This window comes from Streptomyces rubiginosohelvolus (assembly GCF_014649875.1).
GTDB classification, from domain to species: Bacteria; Actinomycetota; Actinomycetes; order Streptomycetales; family Streptomycetaceae; genus Streptomyces; species Streptomyces rubiginosohelvolus.
Genome location: NZ_BMTW01000001.1, coordinates 114101 through 135830 on the forward strand (window position 1 = coordinate 114101; position 21730 = coordinate 135830).

Genomic DNA, 21730 nt, shown 5'->3' on the forward strand with positions numbered 1-21730 from the left:
AGGGCCGATCGCCGCAACCAGCGGGCACCACACCGGAACTGACCACAAGTCACCACACCGGTCGTACGGAGCGACGGGCCACGGACCCGGACGTTCCGCGCGGTCGCGGGAACCACTACGAGGGGGTGGAGACATGCACGCCGTCCGCTGCCCGCTCGCCGCGTCCGCTGCCGGAGGGGTCGCCTGTCGGCCATCTCCGCGGCGCTCGGTTTCGGCCCCTTCATCGGGGGCATCCGGTGACAGCCGTTGTTCTTCCCGCGCTTGCCGGGGCACAGTGACGCCCCACGAGGCGACTGCCTCATCCAACCGGCCCGGACGGACGGAATCCCACGCGTGACGGAGCACCCCACCTCCCACGAAGGCCGGCAGCCGCTGGCTGCCCGGCCTCAGGAGCGCACCCGGCCCCGGCAGCAGGACGCCGCGGCCGCGGCTGCCGCCGCCTCGGTGCCGGCTCCGGCCGCCGCGCCGAACCCGGGTCCCGGACCGGCCGCCGTCGCCGACGCGCAGGCGGCCACCCGCCGCGAGGGCGACCGGCTGCGGTTCGTCGGCGCGGCGACCCGGCGGATCGCCCGGGGCATAGACCTGGACGAGATCGTCCTCGGGCTGTGCCGGGCCAGTGTGCCGACGTTCTCCGACGCGATCCTGGTCTACCTCCGCGATCCGCTGCCGGTGGGCGACGAGCGGCCGGTGAGCCCGTTCGTCCTGCGGCTGCGGCGCAGCGACCGGCTGCGCGTCAGCGACGAGGAGGGCGCCGAGGCGACCGGTTCCGAGACGGAGCGGCTGCGGCCGCTGATCCTGGACCCGCAGGCCGACCTGATGCCCGCCGCCGAGCTGTGCGAAGTGCGGGCGGGCGGGGCGCTGGCCGAGGTGCTGCGCGGGGTGCGGCCGGTGTTCGGCGACTCCGCGGCGGCGCGGGCCGCGCTGCCGGAGCTGCTCGGCCCCGGCCGGTCCGTGCCCACCGGGCACCGGGCGATCCTGGCCCCGCTGCGCGGCCGGCGGCGGGTCATCGGGGCGGCGGTCTTCGTGCGCGGCACCGAGCGCACCCCGTTCGAGGCCAGTGACCTGCTGGTCGCGGCGCAGCTGGCGACGCACACCGCGCTCGGCATCGACAAGGCCGTACTGTACGGGCGCGAGGCCTACATCGCCGACGAGCTGCAGCGCACGATGCTGCCCGACTCGCTCCCCCAGCCCACCGGCGTCCGGCTCGCCTCGCGCTACCTCCCGGCGGCCGAGACCGCCCGGGTCGGCGGCGACTGGTACGACGCGATCCCGCTGCCCGGCAGCCGGGTCGCGCTGGTCGTCGGCGACGTGATGGGCCATTCCATGACCTCGGCGGCGATCATGGGCCAGCTCCGGACGACGGCGCAGACCCTGGCGCAGCTCGATCTGCCGCCGCAGGAGGTGCTGCACCACCTGGACGAGCAGGCGCAGCGGCTCGGCAGCGACCGGATGGCGACCTGCCTGTACGCGGTGTACGACCCGGTCGCGCACCGGATCACCATCGCCAACGCCGGGCACCCGCCGCCCGTGCTGCTGCATCTGGGCGGGCGGGCCGAGGTGCTGCGGGTGCCGCCGGGCGCCCCGATCGGGGTGGGCGGGGTCGACTTCGAGGCCGTCGAGCTGGACGCGCCCGCCGGGGCGACGCTCCTGCTGTACACCGACGGTCTGGTGGAGTCGCGGCTGCGGGACGTGTGGACGGGCATCGAGCAGCTGAGGGAGCGCCTGGCGGCGACCGCGCAGCTCACCGGCCCCGACCACTCGCCGCCGCTGGAAGCGCTCTGCGACGACGTGCTGGACATGCTCGGCCCGGGCGACCGGGACGACGACATCGCGCTGCTGGCCGCCCGCTTCGACGGGATCGCGCCGAGCGATGTGGCGTACTGGTATCTGGAGCCGGAGGACGCGGCTCCGGGCCGGGCCCGGAGGCTGGCCCGGCGGGCGCTGAGCCGCTGGGGTCTGGACGATCTGGCCGACGAGGTGGAGCTGCTGGTCAGCGAGGTCGTCACCAACGCGGTGCGCTATGCGGAGCGGCCGGTGACGCTGCGGCTGCTGCGGACCGATGTGCTGCGCTGCGAGGTCGGGGACGATTCCCCGCAGCTGCCCCGGCAGCGCCGGGCGCGCGAGACGGACGAGGGCGGCCGCGGGCTGTTCCTGGTCAACCGGCTGGCCCGGCGGTGGGGTGCGACCCGGCTGTCGACCGGCAAGGTCGTCTGGTTCGAGATGGCGGCCCGGGCGCAGTAGCGGGCGGTGGGAAGGACATGAGGGAGGGGCGGACCGATCGGTCCGCCCCTCCCTCATGTCCGTAGAGCCGTGTCCGCGGTGCTGTCAGGCCCTCACTGCCCGAGCAGACCGTTGCCGCCGGGCCGTTCGCCCGGCTGCCCGTCGTCCTCGCCGGGCTGGGGCGGCAGCTCCGGGCTGGTGGGAGGCGGGGTGACGGTCGGGCTGTCCGTCGGCGGGGCCGACGAGGACGGGCTCTCGCTGGGCGTCTCGCTCGGCGTCTCGGAGGGCGTGTCCGACGGGGTCGGCTCCTCGGACTCGGTGGGCTCCTCGGAGGGCGTGTCCGACGGGGTCGGCGGGGCGGGCACCTCGCCGCGCTCCACGTCCTGGAGGTCGAACGTCTTGCCGGACCCGCCGCCGAGGGCGCCGAGGGTGTAGTCGGCCCAGATCCGGGCCGGGAAGCCGCCGCCGTTGGCACGGCCGGAGTTGGCCGTACCGGTCAGGGAGACCTGCTTGCGGCCGCCGTCGCCCTCGCCGAAGAGGGCGACGACCGTGGTCAGTTCCGGGGTGTACCCGGCGAACCAGGCGGACTTGTTGTCCTCAGAGGTGCCGGTCTTGCCCGCCGCGTCGTAGGCGGAGGTGTTGGCCGCGCTGCCGGATCCGGCGTCGACCACCCCGGTGAGCGCCTTGGTCACGGTGTCGGCGGAGGCGCGGCTGATGGCCTGCTCCCGCTTGGGCTTCTCGGGGTTGACCGTACGGTCGCGGTGCTCGGCGGACTGGAGGATGTGCGGGGTGACCTTCCGGCCGTGGTTGTCGAGCGTGGCGTACGCGCCGGCCATGTCCCAGGTCGAGGCGTTCATCGTGCCGAGCGAGACCGCGGGGCGTTCGGGGAAGTTCTTGTCCGGTACGCCGAGGTCGAGCGCCGTCTGCTTCGCGGCGGAGGGCGTCACGTCCACGATCATCTGCGCGAAGACGGAGTTGACCGAGCTGTTCATCGCCTTCTGGACGGAGATCGGACCGTAGCTGCGGTCGTCCTCGTTCTGCGGGCTGAACGGGGTGTCGCTGCCGACGACGGGCCGCTTGCTGGTGCCGTCGTAGACCGTGTTCAGCCCGATGAGGCTGCCGTCCTGGGTCGTCGACTCGTTCTCCAGGGCGGAGGCGAGCACCAGGGGCTTGAAGGTGGAGGCGGGCTGGTAGTCCTGGCGGGTGGCGTTGCTGATGTAGTGCTTGATGTAGTCCTCGCCGCCGTACAGCGCGACGACCTTGCCGGTCTTCGGGTCGACGGAGGTGGCGCCGGCCTGGACGGTCGCGTCGACCTTGCTGCCCTCGCGGTCGAGCTTGGACTCCAGCTGGTCGTCGACCGCCTTCTCCAGCGCCTGCTGGCGCTTCTTGTCGACGGTGAGGGTGAAGGTCCAGCCGCCGGCCTCGCGGTCCTCCTCGGTGACGCCCTGCTTCTCCAGCTCCTTGTTGGCCGCCTCGACGAGATAGCCGGTCTGGCCCTCCATGCCCGCGGCCGGCTTCGGCTTCTGCGGGTAGGCGAACTTCAGCTTCGCCTTCTCGGACTCGGTCAGCCAGTCCATCTCGACCATGTTGCGCAGGGTGTAGGCCCAGCGCTCCTTGACCAGCTTCTTGCCGGTGGGGGTGGCGGAGTTCCAGTCGTACTGGCTGGGGGCCTGGAGGAGGGAGGCGAGGTACGCGCCCTGGGAGACGTTCAGGTCCTTGGCGTCGACGCCGTAGTAGGCCTGGGCGGCGGCCTGGATACCGCTGGCGCCGCGTCCGTAGTAGGCGGTGTTGATGTACCCGGCGAGGATCTCGTCCTTGGACTTCTGCTGGTCGATCTTGAGCGAGATCACCAGCTCCTTGAGCTTGCGGCTCACGGTGGGGTCCTGCGTCAGGTAGTAGTTCTTCACGTACTGCTGGGTGATGGTCGAGCCACCCTGCTTGCCCTTGCCGCTGACCGTGCTGAGGAGAGCGCGGGTCGTGCCCTTCAGGTCGACGCCCTGGTCCTTGTAGAAGGTCTTGTTCTCGGCGGCGACGAAGGCGTGCTGGACCTTCTTCGGCACCTCGTCCAGGTCGACGATCTGGCGGTTGACGCCCTTGCCGGTCCGGGCGAGGACCGTGCCGTCGCTGTACTTGTAGACGTTGCTCTGCCGCTCCGCCATGGCGTTGGCGGCGGGGACGTCGACGTACAGGTAGAGGGCACCGAAGGCCCCCATGCCCAGCAGGACGATCCCGAAGAACGTGCCCAGCAGCTTCTTCCACGTGAAGAGTCTGCGTATGCCGCCGCTCTTCGCGGCCCGGCGCGACTCCTGCGCCTGGGCTCGTCGCGCATCCGCTCGACCCATTGGTGTGTTGCTCCCGCTTCTCTGCTCGGCCGGTTCGCTCGGTTTCCTCAGTTCGCTCAGACCTGCCAGCTAACACCGACAGCAGGGACAAAAGACAAGCGATCCGGCCTTTTACGGACGTGAGAATCAGCACCCGCCTCTACAGGAACCGACTCCTCAGGGGTGGACAAGGTTGCGAGAACCGATAATGTGTAATCACATTGCTAGCGCGGTGCGATACCGCGCCGAACGGGGGATCCCATGACCGGACAGCACGAGAACCACCACCCGGACGCCCCGGCGCCGGACCTCTCCATCGACGCTCCCGACATGCCCGAACCGCAGGTCAGGGAGGTCGTCGCGCACTCCATCCCGGGCGGCCTCGGGCTGCTGCTGACCGTGCTCGGCGTCTTCGGCGGGATCGGGCTGGGCATCTTCGGCGGGGTACTGGGCGCCAACGACAACAAGGCGGTCGGCATCCCGCTCCTCATCTTCGGGGTGCTCCTGGTACTCACCTCGTTCTTCTGCATGAGCGGTGTGAAGATGGTCGCTCCGGGCGAGGCCCGGGTGATCCAGCTCTTCGGCCGGTACGTCGGCACCATCCGCGCCGACGGGCTCCGCTGGATCAACCCGCTGACCTCCAGCCGCAAGATCTCCACCCGCGTCCGCAACCACGAGACCGCCGTCCTCAAGGTCAACGACGCCTACGGCAACCCGATCGAGCTGGCCGCGATCGTCGTCTGGAAGGTCGAGGACACCGCCCAGGCACTCTTCGAGGTCGACGACTTCCTGGAGTTCGTCTCCACCCAGACCGAGGCGGCCGTCCGGCACATCGCCATCGAGTACCCGTACGACGCCCACGAGGAGGACGGCCTCTCGCTGCGCGGCAACGCGGAGGAGATCACCGAGAAGCTGGCCGCCGAGCTGACCGCCCGGGTGCAGGCCGCGGGCGTGCTGATCATCGAGTCGCGCTTCAGCCACCTCGCGTACGCCCCCGAGATCGCCTCCGCCATGCTCCAGCGCCAGCAGGCCGGCGCGGTCGTCGCCGCCCGCAAGCAGATCGTCGAGGGCGCGGTGGGCATGGTCGAGATGGCCCTGCACCGGATCGCCGAGCAGGACATCGTGGAGCTGGACTCCGAGCGGAAGGCCGCCATGGTCAGCAATCTGATGGTGGTGCTGTGCGGTGACCGCAGCGCCCAGCCGGTCCTCAACACGGGCACCCTCTACCAGTGACCGACCAGACGCCTCCCCGGCGGACGTCGGCGTCCCGGTCGCAGCAGCGCAAGCAGATGCTGCTGCGGCTGGACCCCGCGGTGCACGACGCACTCGCCCGCTGGGCCTCCGACGAACTGCGCAGCGCCAACGCGCAGATCGAGTTCCTGCTGCGGCGGGCGCTCGCGGAGGCGGGCCGGCTGCCCGGGGCGGCGCGGCCGATCCCCCGGCGGGGGCGGCCGCCCAACCAGCCGCCCGGTCAGCCGCCGGAGGAGCCGGAGACCCCGCCCGGGACAGGCGGCCAGGACGCCCCGTAGCACCGCACCCCCGCCACGTACCGACACAGCGACCCCGGCCCGCCCCATGGGCCGGGGTCGCCTTTCGGACGCGTATACATCGGGGGTATACACCCCGTGTACAGTGCTCCTCATGTCTATCGGTCACACCCTCCTCGGGCTCCTGGAGTCCGGCCCCCGACACGGCTACGACCTGAAGCGGACCTTCGACGAGAAGTTCGGCCAGGACCGCCCGCTGCACTACGGCCAGGTCTACTCGACGATGTCCCGGCTCCTGAAGAACGGGCTCGTCGAGGTCGACGGCGTCGAGAGCGAAGGAGGCCCCGAGCGCAAGCGGTACGCCATCACCGACGCCGGGATCACCGATGTCTCGCAGTGGCTCGCGCAGCCCGAGAAGCCGGAGCCCTACCTCCAGTCGACGCTCTACACCAAGGTCGTCCTCGCGCTGCTGACCGACCGCAGCGCCGCCGGCCTGCTGGACACCCAGCGCTCGGCGCATCTGCGGATGATGCGCATCCTCACCGACCGCAAGCGCCAGGGCGACCTCGCCGACCAGTTGATCTGCGACCACGCCCTGTTCCACCTCGAAGCCGATCTGCGCTGGCTGGAACTGACCGCCGCCCGTCTCGACCAGCTCGCCAAGGTGGTGGCTCCGTGATTCCCGAAGGCTCCCTGCTCGCCGCGCACGATCTACGCAAGACCTACGGTTCGACGCCCGCCCTGGACGGCGCGTCGTTCTCCGTGCACCCCGGCGAGGTCGTCGCCGTGATGGGCCCCTCCGGCTCCGGCAAGTCGACCCTGCTGCACTGCCTGGCCGGGATCATCACGCCCGACTCCGGCACCATCACCTACGCGGGCCGCGAGCTGTCCGCGATGTCCGACGCCGAGCGCAGCGCCCTGCGCCGCAGCGACTTCGGCTTCGTCTTCCAGTTCGGCCAGCTCGTCCCCGAGCTGACCTGTGTGGAGAACGTCGCCCTGCCGCTGCGGCTCAACGGTGTGAAGCGCAAGGCCGCCGAGCGCACCGCGCTGGAGTGGATGGAGCGCCTGGAGGTCGACGACCTCGGGCCCCAGCGCCCCGGCGAGGTCTCCGGCGGGCAGGGCCAGCGGGTCGCCGTGGCCCGCGCGCTGGCCGCGTCGCCGAAGGTGATCTTCGCGGACGAGCCGACCGGCGCCCTGGACTCACTCAACGGCGAGCGGGTGATGGAGCTGCTCACCGAGGCCGCCCGGTCCGCCAACGTGGCCGTGGTCCTGGTGACCCACGAGGCCCGGGTCGCCGCCTACTCCGACCGTGACGTCACCGTGCGCGACGGCCGGGCCCGGGATCTGGAGCACGCGGTATGACGCTGCTCGACTCCCGTACGGCACCGCCCGCCGCACCGGAGAGCCCGAAGCCGCCCGCGCGCGGCGCGGCGGTCCTCCGCGACCTCGGCCTCGGCGTCCGGTTCGCCGCCGCCGGTGGCCGCGAGGGCTGGATCCGTACGCTGCTGACCGCCGTCGGCGTCGGCCTCGGTGTGGCGCTGCTGCTGCTCGCCTCCTCCGTACCGCATCTGCTCGACGAGCGGAACGCGCGCGAACAGGCCCGCAGCGAGACGCAGATCTCCGATTCACCCGACACGAACGCCCCGAAGTCGGACAGCTCGGTGCTGCGGATCAACACGACCACCGAGTACCACGACCGGACCGTCGCGGGATATCTGATGCGCCCGGACGGCTCGACGCCCGTCCTGCCGCCGGGGGTCACCGGCTTCCCCGGTGCGGACGAGATGGTCGTCTCCCCCGCCCTGCGGCAGCTGCTCGCCGAGCCGGGCAACGAACTGCTGCGCGAGCGGCTGCCGTACGGGATCACCGGCACGATCGGGGACGCCGGGCTGCGCTCCCCGGGCGAACTCCTCTACTACGCGGGCAGCGACACCCTGACGCCCGCGAAGGGCGGTCACCGCATCGACGGGTACGGGGACTCCCGCGAGGGCGACCCCCTGCCGCCGCTGCTGATCGTGCTCACCGTCCTGGTCTGCGTCGTGCTGCTGGTGCCGGTGGCGATCTTCATCGCCACCGCCGTGCGCTTCGGCGGCGACCGCCGCGACCGCCGGCTGGCCGCGCTGCGCCTGGTCGGTGCGGACATCCGGACGACCCGGCGGATCGCCGCCGGGGAGGCGATGTTCGGCGCGCTGCTCGGGCTACTGATCGGTCTGGTGTTCTTCCTGGTGGGCCGGCTGTTCGTCGGCTCGGTGGAGATCTGGGACGTCAGCGCGTTCCCCGCAGACCTGGTGCCCGACCCCCGGCTCGCCCTCCTCATCGTGGTGGCGGTGCCGCTGACCGCCGTCCTCGTCACGCTGGTGGCGATGCGGTCCGTGGTGATCGAGCCGCTCGGCGTCGTACGCCGGGGGCGCGAGCGGGGACGCCGGCTCTGGTGGCGGCTGCTGATGCCGCTCGCGGGTCTGGCGGTGTTCGGATTCACGGGCAGGATCAGTGCGTACGAGTACGCGCCCGAGAAGCCGTTCGGGATCGCGGCCGGCACCGTGCTGGTGCTGGTCGGGCTCGCTCTGCTGCTGCCCTGGCTGGTCGAGGCGTGCGTGAACCGGCTGCGCGGCGGCCCGGTGCCCTGGCAGCTCGCCACCCGCAGGCTCCAGTTGAGCAGCGGGGCCGCGTCCCGCGCGGTCAGCGGGGTCACGGTGGCGGTGGCGGGCGCGATCGCGCTGCAGATGATGTTCGCCGCGATGAACGCCGACTTCAACCGGATGACCGGTCAGGACCCCACGCGGGCCCAGTTCGCCGGGTACTCCGAGGACGTCACCGGCGAGGCGGCCACGTCCGCCATCGAGCGGTTCCGCGCCACCAAGGGTGTGGACGTGGTCATCGGATCGGTGGAGGCGTACGCGTCCAAGCCCGGCGACTACGCCGACGAGGACGTGCAGCCCACCACCTCGCTGACCGTCGGCACCTGCGCCACCCTGCGCGAGCTGGCCCGGATCGACGCCTGCGAGGACGGCGACACGTTCGTCGTCCACCCGCCGGGCGACAAGGACATGACCGCCTGGGTCGACGAGACCGCCCGCAAGGGCAAGGTGGTCGAGATCGGCTCCGGGGGCAAGCCGATGCGGTGGACGCTGCCCGCGGACTCCCCGACCGTGCAGGGCCGCAAGGACCCGATGGGCGAGACCCACTACGGGATCATGGCCACCACCGGCGCGGTCGACGCGGGCAAGCTGCCCGGCGCGACGATCAGCGTCCAGATCCGGGTCGACCGGAGCGTGCCGGACGTCGCCGAGTACGTGCGCAACACGGCGGCGAAGGTCGACCCCGGGATGCGCTTCGTCACGCTCGACTCGGTGGAGCGCGACCGCCAGTACGCCAGCATCCAGACCGGTCTCCAGGTAGGGGCCACCGCGGTGCTGCTGCTGATCGCCGCGTCGATGCTGGTCTCCCAGCTGGAGCAGTTGCGTGAGCGCAGGCGGCTGCTGTCGGTGCTGGTCGCCTTCGGCACCCGGCGCTCCACGCTCGGCTGGTCGGTGCTGTGGCAGACCGCCGTGCCGGTGGTGCTCGGCCTGGCGGTGGCGGTCGCGGGCGGCCTGGGGCTCGGCGCGGCGCTCGCCTGGCTGATCGAGAAGCAGGTCGCCGACTGGTGGCTGTTCTGGCCGATGGTGGGCGCCGGGGGTGCGCTGATCGCGCTGGTGACGCTGCTGTCGCTGCCTCCGCTGTGGCGCCTGATGCGCCCGGAGGGGCTGCGCACCGAGTGACCTCCGCCTGATCGGCGTACGGCCGGGGCTCCCGGGAGCGGGAGCGCCGGCCGTACGCGCCTCACTCCTGGTCGGGGCGGTCCACCGGCCGCACCGGCAGGGGCTTCATCGCCTCGCGCAGGGCGGCCGCGAACTCCTCGAACTCGCCGCCGCGCGCCGACCCGGTCCGCATCGCCAGCGCCACCCGCCGGGTGGGCGCCGGGTGGGCGAAGTACCCGGTGGCGAGCGCGTCGTTACGGCCGGTCTCCACCGTCACCGCGGTGCGCGGCAGCAGCGTCACGCCGAGCCCGCCGGCGACCAGTTGCACGAGGGTGGAGAGCCCGGCGGCGGTGGTGGTGACCGGCGCGCCCTGGGTGCGGCCGGCCTCGCGGCAGATGTCCAGGGCCTGGTCGCGCAGGCAGTGCCCCTCGTCCAGGAGCAGCAGCGGCAGTTCGCGCAGTGCGTCCCGGGGGATGTCCGCGCGGCCGCCGAGCCAGTGGTCCTGCTCCATGACCAGCACGAAGTCCTCGTCGAAGAGCGGGATCTCGGTGACGCCCGGCACCCCGAGCGGCACGGCGAGCAGCAGCAGGTCGAGCCGCCCGGCCGCGAGCCCTTCGAGCAGCGAGGAGGTCTGCTCCTCGTGGACCTGGAGGTCGAGGTCCGGGTAGCGCTCGTGGACGAGGCGGAGCACGGTGGGCAGGAGATACGGGGCGACGGTCGGGATCACGCCGAGCCGGAGGACTCCGGTGAACGGGGCCCGGACCGCCTCCGCCTCCTCCATCAGCGCGGCGACGGCCTCCAGGACCGCCCCGGCCCGCACCGCGAGCCGCTCCCCCGCGGGTGAGAGCAGCACCTTGCGCGTCGTACGCTCGATGAGCTGGACACCCAGTGCCTCCTCCAGGGTGGACACCGCTCCGGAGAGTGCCGGCTGACTCATCCCGATTGCTGCCGCCGCGTCCCGGAAGTGCAGATGTTCCGCCACGGCCGTGAAGGCCCGCAGCTGGGACAGGCTGGGCTGCTTGACGGGCGACTTACCGGACTGCTTGGGGCGTACGCCCTGATTCACCTGGGTCACTGATAGGTACCTCCGATCATCCGGACCGAGTGTAGCTATTTCCGTGATCAATGCACTCTGTGCCAGGGTGGGAGCCGTCCAACCCTCAGGAAGACCCCCAAAAAGGGAATTCCAGACGTTGCAAGGAGAGCGCGTGCTCACTGTCGGTGACAAGTTCCCCGAGTTCGACCTGACTGCTTGTGTCTCGCTGGAGAGCGGCAAGGAGTTCGAGCAGATCAACCACAAGACCTACGAGGGCAAGTGGAAGATCGTCTTCGCGTGGCCGAAGGACTTCACCTTCGTGTGCCCGACGGAGATCGCCGCCTTCGGCAAGCTGAACGAGGAGTTCGCCGACCGCGACGCGCAGATCCTCGGCTTCTCCGGTGACTCCGAGTTCGTGCACCACGCCTGGCGCAAGGACCACCCGGACCTGACCGACCTGCCCTTCCCGATGCTGGCCGACTCGAAGCACGAGCTCATGCGTGACCTCGGCATCGAGGGCGAGGACGGCTTCGCCCAGCGCGCCGTCTTCATCGTCGACCAGAACAACGAGATCCAGTTCACGATGGTGACCGCCGGTTCCGTGGGCCGTAACCCCAAGGAGGTCCTGCGGGTCCTCGACGCCCTGCAGACCGACGAGCTGTGCCCGTGCAACTGGACCAAGGGCGAGAACACCCTCGACCCGGTCGCGCTCCTCTCGGGCGAGTGAGCTGATACCGACATGGCTCTCGACGAACTGAAGTCCGCCGTACCGGACTTCGCCAAGGACCTGAAGCTGAACCTCGGTTCGGTCATCGGCAACAGCGACCTCCCCAAGCAGCAGCTGTGGGGCACCGTGCTGGCCTGTGCGATCGCCTCGCGCTCGCCGAAGGTGCTGCGCGAGCTGGAGCCCGAGGCGAAGGCCAACCTCTCCGCCGAGGCGTACACCGCGGCGAAGTCGGCTGCCGCGGTCATGGCGATGAACAACGTCTTCTACCGGACCCGGCACCTGCTGTCCGACCCGGAGTACGGCACGCTCCGTGCGGGCCTGCGGATGAACGTCATCGGCAACCCGGGCGTGGAGAAGATCGACTTCGAGCTGTGGTCGCTCGCCGTCTCCGCGATCAACGGCTGCGGCCAGTGCCTGGACTCGCACGAGCAGGTGCTCCGCAAGGCCGGCGTGGACCGCGAGACCATCCAGGAAGCCGTCAAGATCGCTTCGGTGATCCAGGCGGTCGGTGTGACCCTCGACGCCGAGGCCGTACTCGCCGAGTAGTGACACCGCACCACCCCTGACCCACCTGGGTACGGGAAGAGCCCCGGGGACGACCGACCGTCCCCGGGGCTCTTCTTCGCGTTTCCGTCCGCCCCGCTACTCCTGCGGCGGCGGGTTCTCCTTCGGGCGTTCGGCGGGGGCGTCCTGCGGGCCCGGACCGGGTGGCGCGGGCGGGGCCCCGGCGGGCACCGGGTTCATCGAGAGAGCCGTGGAGCCGGTCCGCCCGCCGCTCTCGCCCGGGGGCCCCGGCGTCGCGTACGAACGCAGGTAGCCCACGACCGTGTTGGTCACCGCGACCAGCGGTACGGCCACCACCGCGCCGCCGATGCCCGCGACCAGGCCGCCCGTCGCCACCGCGAGGACCACCGCGAGCGGGTGGACGCGGACGGCGCGGCCGAGGATGAACGGCTGCAGGATGTGGCCCTCGATCTGCTGCACCGCCAGGACCACCACCAGTGCCCACAGCGCCGTCCACACGCCTTCGGTGACCAGGGCGACGACCACGGCGAGCGCTCCGGAGACCACGGCGCCGACGAGCGGGATGAAGGCGAACAGGAAGATGAAGACGGCCAGCGGCACCGCGAGCGGCACGTTCAGCACGTAGAGGCCGAGGCCGATGAAGATGGCGTCGATCAGGGCGACGAGCACCGTGCCGCGCACATAGGCGGTCAGGGTGCGCCAGGCGCGCGGTCCGGCCCCGGCGACGCCCGGACGGGCGGCGGCGGGCACCAGCTTGAGCGACCACTCCCAGATGCGCCTGCCGTCGTAGAGCAGGAACAGTGTGGAGAACATCGCCAGCAGCAGCCCGGTGAGGAACTCCACCATCACCGTGACGCCCTGGAGCCCGGCGGAGGTGATCTCCTCGGTGTTGGTGCTGATGGTGTCGCTGAGGTTCTTGGCGATGTCGTTGATCTGCGACTCGGTGACGTGGAACGGGCTGTCGAGCGCCCAGCGCTTCAGCTCGTCGATCCCGTCCCGGACCCGGTCGGAGAGCGTGTCGAGGTTCTCCATCACCTGCCACACCACGAACCAGCCGACCAGGCCGATGATGACGAACCCGAGGACGGCGGTCACGGCGGTGGCGAGCCCGTGCGGCAGCCCGAACCGCTTGAGCCGGACCACCGTGGGCTGGAGCATCGCGGTGATGAGCAGCGCGGCCGAGAAGGCGAGCACCACCAGCTCCACAGCGGTGATCACCCGCATCAGCACCCAGAGGGTCCCGGCGAGGACGAGGAGGCGCCAGCCGGCCTCCGCGGCGACCCGCATCCCCCACGGGATCGCCGCCACCGGATCCGGCTTGGCGGCGACCGAGGGGGCGTAGCTGGGGGGCGCGGGCACCTGCCCCGGTTCGTCGTCGGCGTCGGGGACGGCCCCCTTCGCCGTGAACGGTTCATCGTCGGCGGCGGCCCTCGCCCGACGCTCGTCCAGGCGTGCGCCCAGCTCCGTCAGTTCGGACCCGAAGCGGCCCAGCCAGCCCGGCAGTTTTGACATGCTCTCTTTCCTTCCCCCATCTGGGCTTCCCAGCGCTCCGGGTTCACCAGGAAGTGACCGTACAACGCGCGAGGCCCCTCACCGTCTGGACGGTGAGGGGCCTCGCGGGGTTGAGAGGGCGGCCGGTTAACTTCCGCCCGCTTCCCCTAATACCAGTTGTTGGCCTGCCAGAAGGACCAGGCGCCGCACGGGGAGCCGTAACGGCCGTCCATGTAGCTGAGGCCCCACTTGATCTGGGTGGCCGGGTTGGTCTGCCAGTCGGCGCCGGCGGACGACATCTTGGAGCCCGGAAGCGCCTGCATCAGACCGTACGCCCCGGAGGACGGGTTGGTCGCGCGGTAGTTCCAGGTCGACTCGTGGTTCACGATGTTGCTGAAGCACTGGAACTGGTCGGCGGGGACCATCTGACGGGCCATCGCCTGGACCTCGGCCACGGAGTACGAGCCCTGGGCCGCGAACGAGGAGGCGTCGCGGACGGAAGAACGGCTGGCGCGCTCGGACTCTTCCTTTTCCTTCTTCTCCGCCTCGGCCTTGCGCTCGGCCTCGATCCGGTCCTCGGCCGCCTGCTTCTTGGACTTGGCGTCCTTGGCTGCCTGGAGGCGGGCGGATTCCTCGGCCGACTTCTTCGCTGCGGCGTCGGCCGCGGACGCCTGGGCGTCGGCCTGCTGCGTCAGCGAAGCGGTCTGGACCTGGGCCTGCTGGCCCGCGGGGATGTCTGCGAGCAGCGTGGTGTCGGCTGCGGCCGCCTCGAAGTTGTTGTCGTCGGCGGCAGGTGTGCCGCCCGCAGCAACGCCTACGACGGCGCCTACGGTGGTGACCGCGGTGGCGGATGCCACGGCGAACCCCCGGACCGAGATCCGGCTCACATGGTGTCCTTCCAGCATCGCCCGCTTAGGTGACCTCGCGGGCGCGTTCGTGCCCCTGGCACTGGCCTCCCTACTGCGTGGGTCACGGGAGGCACGGGCCCGATGGGCAACCCCGGTGAGGAGGCTGCCGCGTGGTGCTCGCGGGCGGCATACGGGCGTCTTGTGTTGAGTTGTGTGGTGCGTGGCGCCTCTGGAGGTGCCCAAGTGCCGTATGCGGGGCCTGACGGAAGCAAGACTCTGCCGGACGGGGACGCGTGGAGGCAATTCTGTGTTGCGTGGGAAACGTCACACCCCGTTTGGCCGATCGGTTTTGCGGAAATGACGGCGCAGCACAATGCCGCCCGGCTAAGCTCCTTGGCTCGCCGGGCGGCACCAATGGGACATGCGGGTCAGATGTGGCCCTCCTCCAGCATTTCGGTCACCAGTGCGGCGATCTGCGAACGCTCCGACCGCGTGAGCGTGACGTGCGCGAACAGCGGATGACCCTTCAGCTTCTCGACGACGGCGACGACTCCGTCGTACCGGCCGACCCGGAGGTTGTCCCGCTGCGCCACGTCGTGGGTGAGCACGACACGTGAATTCGCCCCGATTCGGGACAACACGGTCAGCAGGACGTTCCGTTCGAGCGACTGCGCCTCGTCGACGATCACGAACGCGTCGTGCAGCGAGCGGCCGCGGATGTGGGTGAGCGGCAGGACCTCCAGCATCCCGCGCCCGAGCACCTCCTCGATGACCTCGCGCCCGGCGACCGCCGAGAGCGTGTCGAAGACCGCCTGCGCCCAGGGGCTCATCTTCTCGGCCTCGCTGCCGGGGAGATAGCCGAGCTCCTGCCCGCCCACCGCGTACAGCGGGCGGAAGACCATCACCTTCTTGTGCTGCTGCCGCTCCAGCACGGCCTCCAGGCCCGCGCAGAGGGCCAGCGCGGACTTGCCGGTGCCCGCGCGTCCCCCGAGCGACACGATGCCGACGTCGCTGTCGAGGAGGAGGTCGAGGGCGATCCGCTGCTCGGCGCTGCGCCCGTGGATGCCGAAGGCCTCCCGGTCGCCCCGCACGAGGCGGACATTGCCCTCGGCCGTCACGCGGCCGAGGGCCTTGCCGCGCTCGGACTGGAGGACCAGGCCGGTGTGGACGGGCAGCTCGGCGGCCTCGGGGACGTACAGCGTCTCCTCGCTGAACAGCAGGTCGATCTGTTCCCCGGCGAGGGACAGTTCGCTCATACCGGTCCAGCCGGAGTCCGTGATGGCGAGCTCGGCGCGGTACTCCTCGGCGAGGAGGCCGACGGAGGACGCCTTGATACGGAGGGGCAGGTCCTTGGAGACGACCGTGACGTCGTACCCCTCGGCCTGGAGGTTGCGTGCGACCGCGAGGATCCGTGAGTCGTTGTCCCCCAACCGGTAGCCGGCGGGCAGGACGCCGGGATCGGAGTGGTTGAGTTCGACACGGAGCGACCCGCCCAGGTCCCCGAGCGGGATCGGGGCGTCCAGCCGGCCGTACCGGACCCGGAAGTCGTCCAGCAGGCGCAGGGCCTGGCGGGCGAAGTAGCCGAGCTCGGGATGGTGCCGTTTGGCCTCCAGCTCCGTGACCACCACGATCGGCAGCACGACTTCGTGCTCGTCGAAGCGGGCCATGGCGCCGGGGTCGGCCAGCAGGACGCTGGTGTCGAGAACGTATGTGCGCCGGTCGGGCGTGCGGCGCTTGATGCTGTTCACCACGGAAGGACGTACCCCCTCGGACGAGGTCGGGGAGTGCGACGGACGGTCGCGGAGCTTCCCGAAGGGAGAGGACGGACCGGGATCGGGCCCTCGTGCGCGGGCCTGACCACGGCCACCGCGTCGGCCGCACGCTGCGTACGGTCCTTCGTGTGCAAAGGGCCTCCCGGGCGAGCGGACTGGGTGCCGCTCACTTGGTGACGACATCCGCCTGGTTGATGACCGGATGTCGACCTGTCAGGGGTATTCCCTTTTCGAACCGAAGCCATGCCGCTGCATATGACACGGTGTGGAGAAGTCCCGGTGGCCGCCTGGTGACGCCCTGGTGGTTCAGGCCCCGTAACGCCGGTGCCGGGCCGCGTAGTCGCGCAGTGCCCGCAGGAAGTCGACCTTGCGGAAGGCCGGCCAGAAGACTTCGCAGAAGTAGTACTCCGAATGGGCGCTCTGCCAGAGCATGAAGCCGGAGAGCCGCTGCTCGCCGCTCGTCCGGATCACCAGGTCGGGATCGGGCTGGCCGCGGGTGTAGAGGTGCTCGGAGATCAGGTCGGTGGAGACGATCTCGGCCAGTTCCTCGAAGCTGGTGCCCTTCTCCGCGTGCTCCAGGAGCAGCGAGCGCACCGCGTCCGCGATCTCCTGACGGCCGCCGTAGCCGACGGCGACGTTGACGATTATCCCATCGATGTGGGACGTCGACTCCTGGGCCTCTTTCAGGACCTTCTGGGTCTCCGGCGGGAGCAGGTCGAGCGTGCCGACGTGGTGGACGCGCCAGCGCCCGTCCGCGGCGAGGTTGCGCACGGTGTTCTCGATGATGCCGAGCAGCGGCTTCAGCTCGTGCTCGGGCCGGTCGAAGTTGTCCGTGGAGAGCATCCAGAGGGTGACGACCTCCACATCGGTCTCGTCGCACCAGCCGAGCAGTTCGGAGATCTTGTCCGCACCGGCCTGGTGGCCCTGCACGGCGGAGCCGCCGGACGCCTTGGCCCACCGCCGGTTGCCGTCGAGGATGACCCCGATGTGCTTCGGCACCTGGTCGTGGTCCAGGCGGCCTTCCACCCGGCGCGCGTAGAGCCTGTACACCAGGTCGCGGAAGTTCACTGCGTTCACCCTCTCGGTTCCGTACGGGCCGGGGCCCGCCCTCCCCGTCGCCGGGGGTAACAGGGGACGTCCCCCGCAGGGGCTCGCCGCACGACCTGCGCCGCTCGCACGCTCCCTGGGCGGTCCGCGCCTCTACCACCGGCACGGGCCGCGCGGGCCTTCGCCGCGCCGCACATCGGCATTCCCCGAAGCGGCCACATTACTGCGAGCGGGTCACCAGGGCCCAACCCGGTCTGTCACAACTCCGTGATAAGCAGAGAAACGTGACTGATTACCTCTCCCCCGACCTGTACTACCGTGCCGCTCCTTCGCGCTACGACTCCATGGAGTACCGCCGGACCGGGCGCAGCGGCCTCAAGCTGCCCGCCCTGTCGCTCGGCCTGTGGCACAACTTCGGCGACGACCGGGCGCTGGACTCCCAGCGGGCGATCCTGCGCCGCGCCTTCGACCTCGGGGTGACCCACTTCGACCTGGCCAACAACTACGGCCCGCCGCCCGGCTCGGCCGAGCTGAACTTCGGCAAGCTCTTCGCCCAGGATTTCGCTCCGTACCGTGACGAACTGGTCATTTCCACCAAGGCCGGCTACCTGATGCACCCCGGCCCGTACGGTGAGTGGGGCTCCCGGAAGTACCTGCTGTCCTCGCTCGACGCGTCCCTGAAGCGGATGGGCGTGGACCACGTCGACATCTTCTACTCGCACCGCTTCGACCCGGACACCCCGCTGGAGGAGACGATGGGCGCCCTGGCGTCCGCCGTCCAGCAGGGCAAGGCGCTGTACGTGGGCGTCTCCTCGTACAACGCGGAGCAGACCGCCGAGGCGGCCGGGCTGCTCAAGGAGATGGGCGTCCCGGCCCTGATCCACCAGCCGTCCTACTCCATGATCAACCGCTGGATCGAGGACGACGGGCTGCTGGACACCCTGGAGGCGGCCGGAATGGGCTGCATCTCCTTCGTGCCGCTCGCCCAGGGCCTGCTCACGAACAAGTATCTGCAGGGCATCCCGGAGGGCTCGCGCGCCACCCAGGGCAAGTCGCTGGACCCGGGCCTGCTCTCGGACGAGGTCCTGCGCCGGCTGCGCGGCCTGAACGGCATCGCGCAGGGCCGCGGCCAGTCGCTCGCCCAGCTCGCCATCGCCTGGGTGCTCCGCGACAGCCGGATGACCTCGGCGCTGATCGGCGCGTCGAGCGTGAAGCAGCTGGAGGAGAACGTGGCGGCCCTCGCGGGTCCGGCGCTCACCGCCGACGAGCTGAAGGAGATCGACACCTTCGCCGTGGACACGGCGGGCACCAACATCTGGGCCGGTCGCGGCTGACGTCGGCTCAACGGGGCCTGCGCGGAGGGAAGGGAGGGGGCGGCCGGGGGCCGCACCCGGGCCGCGCGGCAGTGCCGGTGCCCGACCACCCGGCGGCGCCGTTGCCGGCCCATGAAAAACGGGCCGGTCCGTGGGGGGGGATACGGACCGGCCCGAGGGGGGGTTTCCACCATAACCCTTCGTAAGTGCCGGCGCGTGCCACGCCACTCCACCATTACTCTCCGCATATGCCAGACTCCGCTGCGGGCAGGCCCCGCCCCACGTCGGCGCCCGCTCAGGGGCCTGTTCCCGGCCCGTTATCGGCCTCCGTATCGAGGGGTCGCCGGGCGCCGCCGCCTTGACGCGGCCGGAGCGCACACGCCGGGGGCGAAGAAGAGGACAGGAGCTGACCTCAAGGGCCTCTAGGTTCGGGGCATGACGACACGATCCCCTGCGGCCGGGCCCGCGACTGTGACCGTGACCTGGGCCGGGGCGAACGCCCGGCGGCTGGCCCGGCAGCATCTCCACCCGGATGCCGCCGCCGTCGCATCGCCCTTCGCCGAGCCGGGCGACGCGGTGGCCTCCATGCTCGGCGCGCACGCCCAGGTGCTGTCGGCGGCCGAGCTGTCCGTGGGGCTGCGCGGGGCCGGGCTGACCCGCACGGACGTCCGTACGGCGCTGTGGACCGACCGGACCCTGGTCAAGACGTTCGGGCCGCGCGGCACGGTCCATCTCCTGCCCGCGGCGGACCTGCCCCGGTGGACCGGGGCCCTCTCCGCCGTACCGACGGGCCCGAACCCCTTCCCCAAGAACGCCCGGATGACCCCGGACCAGGTGGAGGCGGTCGTCGCGGCGGTCGGGGACGCGCTGACCGGGGCGGAGCTCACGATCGACGAGCTCTCCGACGAGGTCGTCGCGCGGACCGGGCCGTGGGCCGGGGACCTGGTGATGCCCGGGTTCCAGGCGATGTGGCCGCGCTGGCGGCAGGTCCTGCATCTGGCGGGGCACCGGGGTGCCCTCGCCTACGCCCCGAACCGGGGCCGGAAGGCGACGTACACGAACCCCGGATGCACCCCGCTGCCGGCCGTCGCGGCGTTGCCGGCCCTGATCGAGCGGTACCTGTACGCCTACGGACCGGCGACCCCCGCGCACGTCGCCCGGTGGCTCGCGGCGCCGAAGCGCTGGGCGGCCGAGCGGTTCGCCGCGCTGGCGGCCTCGGGGGCGATCGAGGAGGTGACGTTCGGGGAGGACGGGCCGGCGTGGGTGGTCGCGGGTGACACGGACTTCCCGGACGCGCCGGTGCGGGGTGTGCGCCTGCTCCCCTACTTCGACGCGTTCACCATCGCCTCGGGCCCCCGCGAGCGGCTGTTCCCGGGCGCGGCGTGGGAGCGGGCTCTCGGCGGCGGGCAGGCGGGGAACTTCCCGGTGCTGCTGGTGGACGGCGTGGTGGCGGGCGTCTGGCACCAGCGCCGCTCGGGCCGCCGGATCGCGGTGACGGTGGAACCGCTGGAGCCGCTGTCCGGGGCGCGGCTGCGGGACCTGGAGGAGCAGGTGGAGCGGGTCGCCGCGATCATGGAGGGGACGGCGGAGCTGACGGTCGGCCCGGTGACGGTGGGGCCGCACGCCTAGGGGCGGGGGGTGCGTACGGGGGTGTGGCGCGGGGCGGGGTGAGGCGGGTTCGCGCAGGCGGAGGCGGGTGCGCGGGCGACGGCGGGCGCGCAGGCGGAGGCTCCGCCTGTACGTCTCAGGGGCGCGGGTCGAAGCGGATCGCCATCGTGTCTCCGGCGATCACCACGAAGTCCCCTTCCTCGCACCGGATGACGGCCTGGAGCACCTCACCGCCGTCGTCCCTGACCTCCTGGGTGCCGACGACCGTCCACGCTCCCCCGTACGGCACCGGCGGCAGGAGCGCGGGCGGCGCGTGGTGCCACTGGCTCGCCGGTACGCACCAGTCGGGTAACCGCGGCCAACTGCCCGGAGTGACGTGCAGCGTCCGGTCGGAGGCGCAGGTCAGCAGGACGGACTGGTCCTCCGCGAGGACGAACTCGACGGCTTCGGGCGCGCCGGCCCGCCCCTCGGGCCGGTAGTAGACGCCGAGGACGGCGGTGATCCTGGCCCCCGTGAGCCAGTCGGCGTTGCCGTGCCGCGCGCGCCCGGCGGGCCCCGCACAGTCTTCCCTCTCCACGGTCATGCCCGCTCCCACTCCTTCACTGTGCCTGCCCTCGCAGGGTAGGACGGCGGCCCACACGATCCCGTTGCCTCCGGGACACGGCTGAACTGACGTACGGAGTAAGCGGGTTGACCGGTGGTGCGGGATTCGGCCAACGTCACCGGGGCTTGCGGGCTTCGATCAGGAAGCGGGCGGTGCGGGCGGGGAACGGCCCCTCCGTCTCGATCTTCCGGTGCAGCGCGGCCAGTTGGGGGCGGTACTGCTCGACGGTGAAGCCGGGCACCATCCAGATCACCTTGCGCAGGAAGTAGACCACCGCGCCGATGTCGCGGAACTCGGTGCGCAGGCTCTCCGAGCGCAGGTCGACCACCTCCAGACCGGCCGCCGTCGCGGCGGCCCGCGCGTCCTCGGGGTGCCGGGCGCGACGGACCTCGGGCGGCTGCGGGCCGAGGAAGAACTCCACGAGTTCGAAGACGCTGGCCGGTCCGACCTGCTGGGAGAAGTACGTACCGCCGGGGGTGAGCACGCGCGCGATCTCCTCCCACCACGTGGTGACCGGATGGCGGCTGACCACGAGGTCGAAGGCGGCGTCCCCGAAGGGCAGCGGCGGCTCGTCCTCGTCGGCGACGACGACCGCCCCGAGCGGGTGCAGCAGGGCGGTGGCGCGGGCGATGTTGGGCGGCCAGGCCTCCGTGGCCACGGTCACCGGCGGCAGCTTCGGCGCCGAGGCCAGCACCTCGCCGCCCCCGGTCTGGAGGTCGAGCGCGGCGTGGGCCCGGCCGAGCCGGTCGGCCATGGCGCGGGCGTACCCCCAGGAGGGACGTTCCTCGGTGGCACGGCCGTCGAGCCAGGAGAAGTCCCACCCGTCCACGGACACGGCGTCGGCCTCGGCCACGAGGGCCTCGAACCGGTCGCGGGAGGCCGTGGAGTCGAACGTGGGGGCGGAGTCGGGGGTGGCGGGTTCGGGCATACCGGAATCGTGTCAAACAGGCCCGGAGGACGCGAACGGATTCCGCCGTGACCCGGGGGCTCGCCC

18 protein-coding genes are annotated in these 21730 nt (G+C 71.5%); 10 read left to right on the forward strand and 8 right to left on the reverse strand.

Going from position 1 to position 21730, the window contains the following annotated elements; translation table 11 throughout:
* The first annotated feature begins 333 nt into the window (after positions 1-333).
* Positions 334-2241 carry an ATP-binding SpoIIE family protein phosphatase gene (locus tag IE134_RS00500; protein ID WP_030711196.1) on the forward strand — a complete coding sequence of 636 codons (1908 nt, stop codon included), beginning with the start codon at positions 334-336 and terminating at the stop codon, positions 2239-2241.
* A 92-nt stretch (positions 2242-2333) separates the two neighbouring features.
* On the opposite strand, the gene IE134_RS00505 is transcribed toward IE134_RS00500, so the two are convergent.
* Positions 2334-4562: a transglycosylase domain-containing protein gene (locus tag IE134_RS00505; protein WP_030711194.1), complete on the reverse strand. Its 2229-nt coding sequence runs from the start codon at positions 4560-4562 to the stop codon at positions 2334-2336.
* Positions 4563-4802: 240 nt separating this feature from the next.
* Here IE134_RS00505 and IE134_RS00510 point away from each other — a divergent pair, with 240 nt between their 5' ends.
* The 5 genes from IE134_RS00510 to IE134_RS00530 all read left to right on the forward strand — a co-directional run bounded on the left by IE134_RS00510 (position 4803) and on the right by IE134_RS00530 (position 9786).
* Positions 4803-5774 carry an SPFH domain-containing protein gene (locus IE134_RS00510; protein ID WP_030711192.1) on the forward strand — a complete coding sequence of 324 codons (972 nt, stop codon included), beginning with the start codon at positions 4803-4805 and terminating at the stop codon, positions 5772-5774.
* Positions 5771-6070 (forward strand): type II toxin-antitoxin system antitoxin, encoded by a 300-nt coding sequence (locus tag IE134_RS00515; protein ID WP_098018174.1) that lies wholly within the window; start codon positions 5771-5773, stop codon positions 6068-6070. Before IE134_RS00510 ends, IE134_RS00515 begins: the two co-directional genes overlap by 4 nt.
* Before the next feature lie 112 nt (positions 6071-6182).
* The gene (locus IE134_RS00520) at positions 6183-6707 is read left to right on the forward strand and encodes a PadR family transcriptional regulator (protein ID WP_030711188.1); all 525 of its coding nucleotides are present in this window, start codon (positions 6183-6185) and stop codon (positions 6705-6707) included.
* Positions 6704-7390, forward strand: a complete 687-nt coding sequence (locus IE134_RS00525) for an ABC transporter ATP-binding protein (protein WP_030711186.1) — start codon at positions 6704-6706, stop codon at positions 7388-7390. Before IE134_RS00520 ends, IE134_RS00525 begins: the two co-directional genes overlap by 4 nt.
* The gene (locus IE134_RS00530) at positions 7387-9786 is read left to right on the forward strand and encodes an FtsX-like permease family protein (protein WP_189429348.1); all 2400 of its coding nucleotides are present in this window, start codon (positions 7387-7389) and stop codon (positions 9784-9786) included. Before IE134_RS00525 ends, IE134_RS00530 begins: the two co-directional genes overlap by 4 nt.
* 61 nt (positions 9787-9847) lie before the next feature.
* On the opposite strand, the gene IE134_RS00535 is transcribed toward IE134_RS00530, so the two are convergent.
* The gene (locus IE134_RS00535) at positions 9848-10840 is read right to left on the reverse strand and encodes a hydrogen peroxide-inducible genes activator (RefSeq protein WP_078614367.1); all 993 of its coding nucleotides are present in this window, start codon (positions 10838-10840) and stop codon (positions 9848-9850) included.
* A 133-nt stretch (positions 10841-10973) separates the two neighbouring features.
* Here IE134_RS00535 and IE134_RS00540 point away from each other — a divergent pair, with 133 nt between their 5' ends.
* Together IE134_RS00540 and IE134_RS00545 are read left to right on the forward strand one after the other, a co-directional pair.
* The gene (locus IE134_RS00540) at positions 10974-11528 is read left to right on the forward strand and encodes a peroxiredoxin (protein ID WP_003966619.1); all 555 of its coding nucleotides are present in this window, start codon (positions 10974-10976) and stop codon (positions 11526-11528) included.
* A 12-nt stretch (positions 11529-11540) separates the two neighbouring features.
* Complete coding sequence (locus IE134_RS00545) at positions 11541-12074, forward strand: alkyl hydroperoxide reductase (protein WP_030711180.1); 534 nt, start codon at positions 11541-11543, stop codon at positions 12072-12074.
* A gap of 96 nt (positions 12075-12170) precedes the next feature.
* Here the strand turns inward: IE134_RS00545 and IE134_RS00550 are convergent, their stop codons facing one another.
* From IE134_RS00550 to IE134_RS00565, 4 genes are all read right to left on the reverse strand, one after another.
* A complete protein-coding gene (locus tag IE134_RS00550; protein ID WP_030711178.1) occupies positions 12171-13565 on the reverse strand; it encodes an AI-2E family transporter in 1395 nt (464 codons plus the stop codon).
* A 146-nt stretch (positions 13566-13711) separates the two neighbouring features.
* Positions 13712-14431, reverse strand: a complete 720-nt coding sequence (locus tag IE134_RS00555) for an aggregation-promoting factor C-terminal-like domain-containing protein (protein ID WP_030711177.1) — start codon at positions 14429-14431, stop codon at positions 13712-13714.
* 389 nt (positions 14432-14820) lie between these two features.
* Positions 14821-16143 (reverse strand): RNA 5'-3' helicase PhoH2, encoded by a 1323-nt coding sequence (gene phoH2, locus IE134_RS00560; RefSeq protein WP_030711176.1) that lies wholly within the window; start codon positions 16141-16143, stop codon positions 14821-14823.
* Positions 16144-16470: 327 nt separating this feature from the next.
* Positions 16471-17232 (reverse strand): isoprenyl transferase, encoded by a 762-nt coding sequence (locus IE134_RS00565; RefSeq protein ID WP_189429905.1) that lies wholly within the window; start codon positions 17230-17232, stop codon positions 16471-16473.
* 263 nt (positions 17233-17495) lie between these two features.
* Between IE134_RS00565 and mgrA the strand changes: the two genes are divergently transcribed.
* Positions 17496-18545 carry an L-glyceraldehyde 3-phosphate reductase gene (gene mgrA / locus IE134_RS00570; RefSeq protein WP_189429350.1) on the forward strand — a complete coding sequence of 350 codons (1050 nt, stop codon included), beginning with the start codon at positions 17496-17498 and terminating at the stop codon, positions 18543-18545.
* Between the two features lie 414 nt (positions 18546-18959).
* Complete coding sequence (locus tag IE134_RS00575) at positions 18960-20153, forward strand: winged helix DNA-binding domain-containing protein (RefSeq protein ID WP_189429352.1); 1194 nt, start codon at positions 18960-18962, stop codon at positions 20151-20153.
* A 115-nt stretch (positions 20154-20268) separates the two neighbouring features.
* Here the strand turns inward: IE134_RS00575 and IE134_RS00580 are convergent, their stop codons facing one another.
* Both IE134_RS00580 and IE134_RS00585 read right to left on the reverse strand, forming a co-directional pair.
* Entirely contained in the window at positions 20269-20715 is a 447-nt protein-coding gene (locus IE134_RS00580; RefSeq protein WP_030711169.1) for a hypothetical protein, read from the reverse strand.
* Between the two features lie 136 nt (positions 20716-20851).
* Positions 20852-21664 carry a class I SAM-dependent methyltransferase gene (locus tag IE134_RS00585; RefSeq protein WP_189429354.1) on the reverse strand — a complete coding sequence of 271 codons (813 nt, stop codon included), beginning with the start codon at positions 21662-21664 and terminating at the stop codon, positions 20852-20854.
* Positions 21665-21730 lie beyond the last annotated feature (66 nt).

Bases quoted from the DNA above. Each gene is read 5' to 3' on its own strand.
- IE134_RS00575 (WP_189429352.1), top strand. From the start codon at position 18,960: ATGACGACACGATCCCCTGCGGCCGGGCCCGCGACTGTGACCGTGACC.
- IE134_RS00510 (WP_030711192.1), top strand. From the start codon at position 4,803: ATGACCGGACAGCACGAGAACCACCACCCGGACGCCCCGGCGCCGGAC.
- IE134_RS00520 (WP_030711188.1), top strand. From the start codon at position 6,183: ATGTCTATCGGTCACACCCTCCTCGGGCTCCTGGAGTCCGGCCCCCGA.
- IE134_RS00545 (WP_030711180.1), top strand. From the start codon at position 11,541: ATGGCTCTCGACGAACTGAAGTCCGCCGTACCGGACTTCGCCAAGGAC.
- IE134_RS00550 (WP_030711178.1), bottom strand. From the start codon at position 13,565: ATGTCAAAACTGCCGGGCTGGCTGGGCCGCTTCGGGTCCGAACTGACG.
- IE134_RS00585 (WP_189429354.1), bottom strand. From the start codon at position 21,664: ATGCCCGAACCCGCCACCCCCGACTCCGCCCCCACGTTCGACTCCACG.
- IE134_RS00505 (WP_030711194.1), bottom strand. From the start codon at position 4,562: ATGGGTCGAGCGGATGCGCGACGAGCCCAGGCGCAGGAGTCGCGCCGG.
- IE134_RS00530 (WP_189429348.1), top strand. From the start codon at position 7,387: ATGACGCTGCTCGACTCCCGTACGGCACCGCCCGCCGCACCGGAGAGC.
- IE134_RS00580 (WP_030711169.1), bottom strand. From the start codon at position 20,715: ATGACCGTGGAGAGGGAAGACTGTGCGGGGCCCGCCGGGCGCGCGCGG.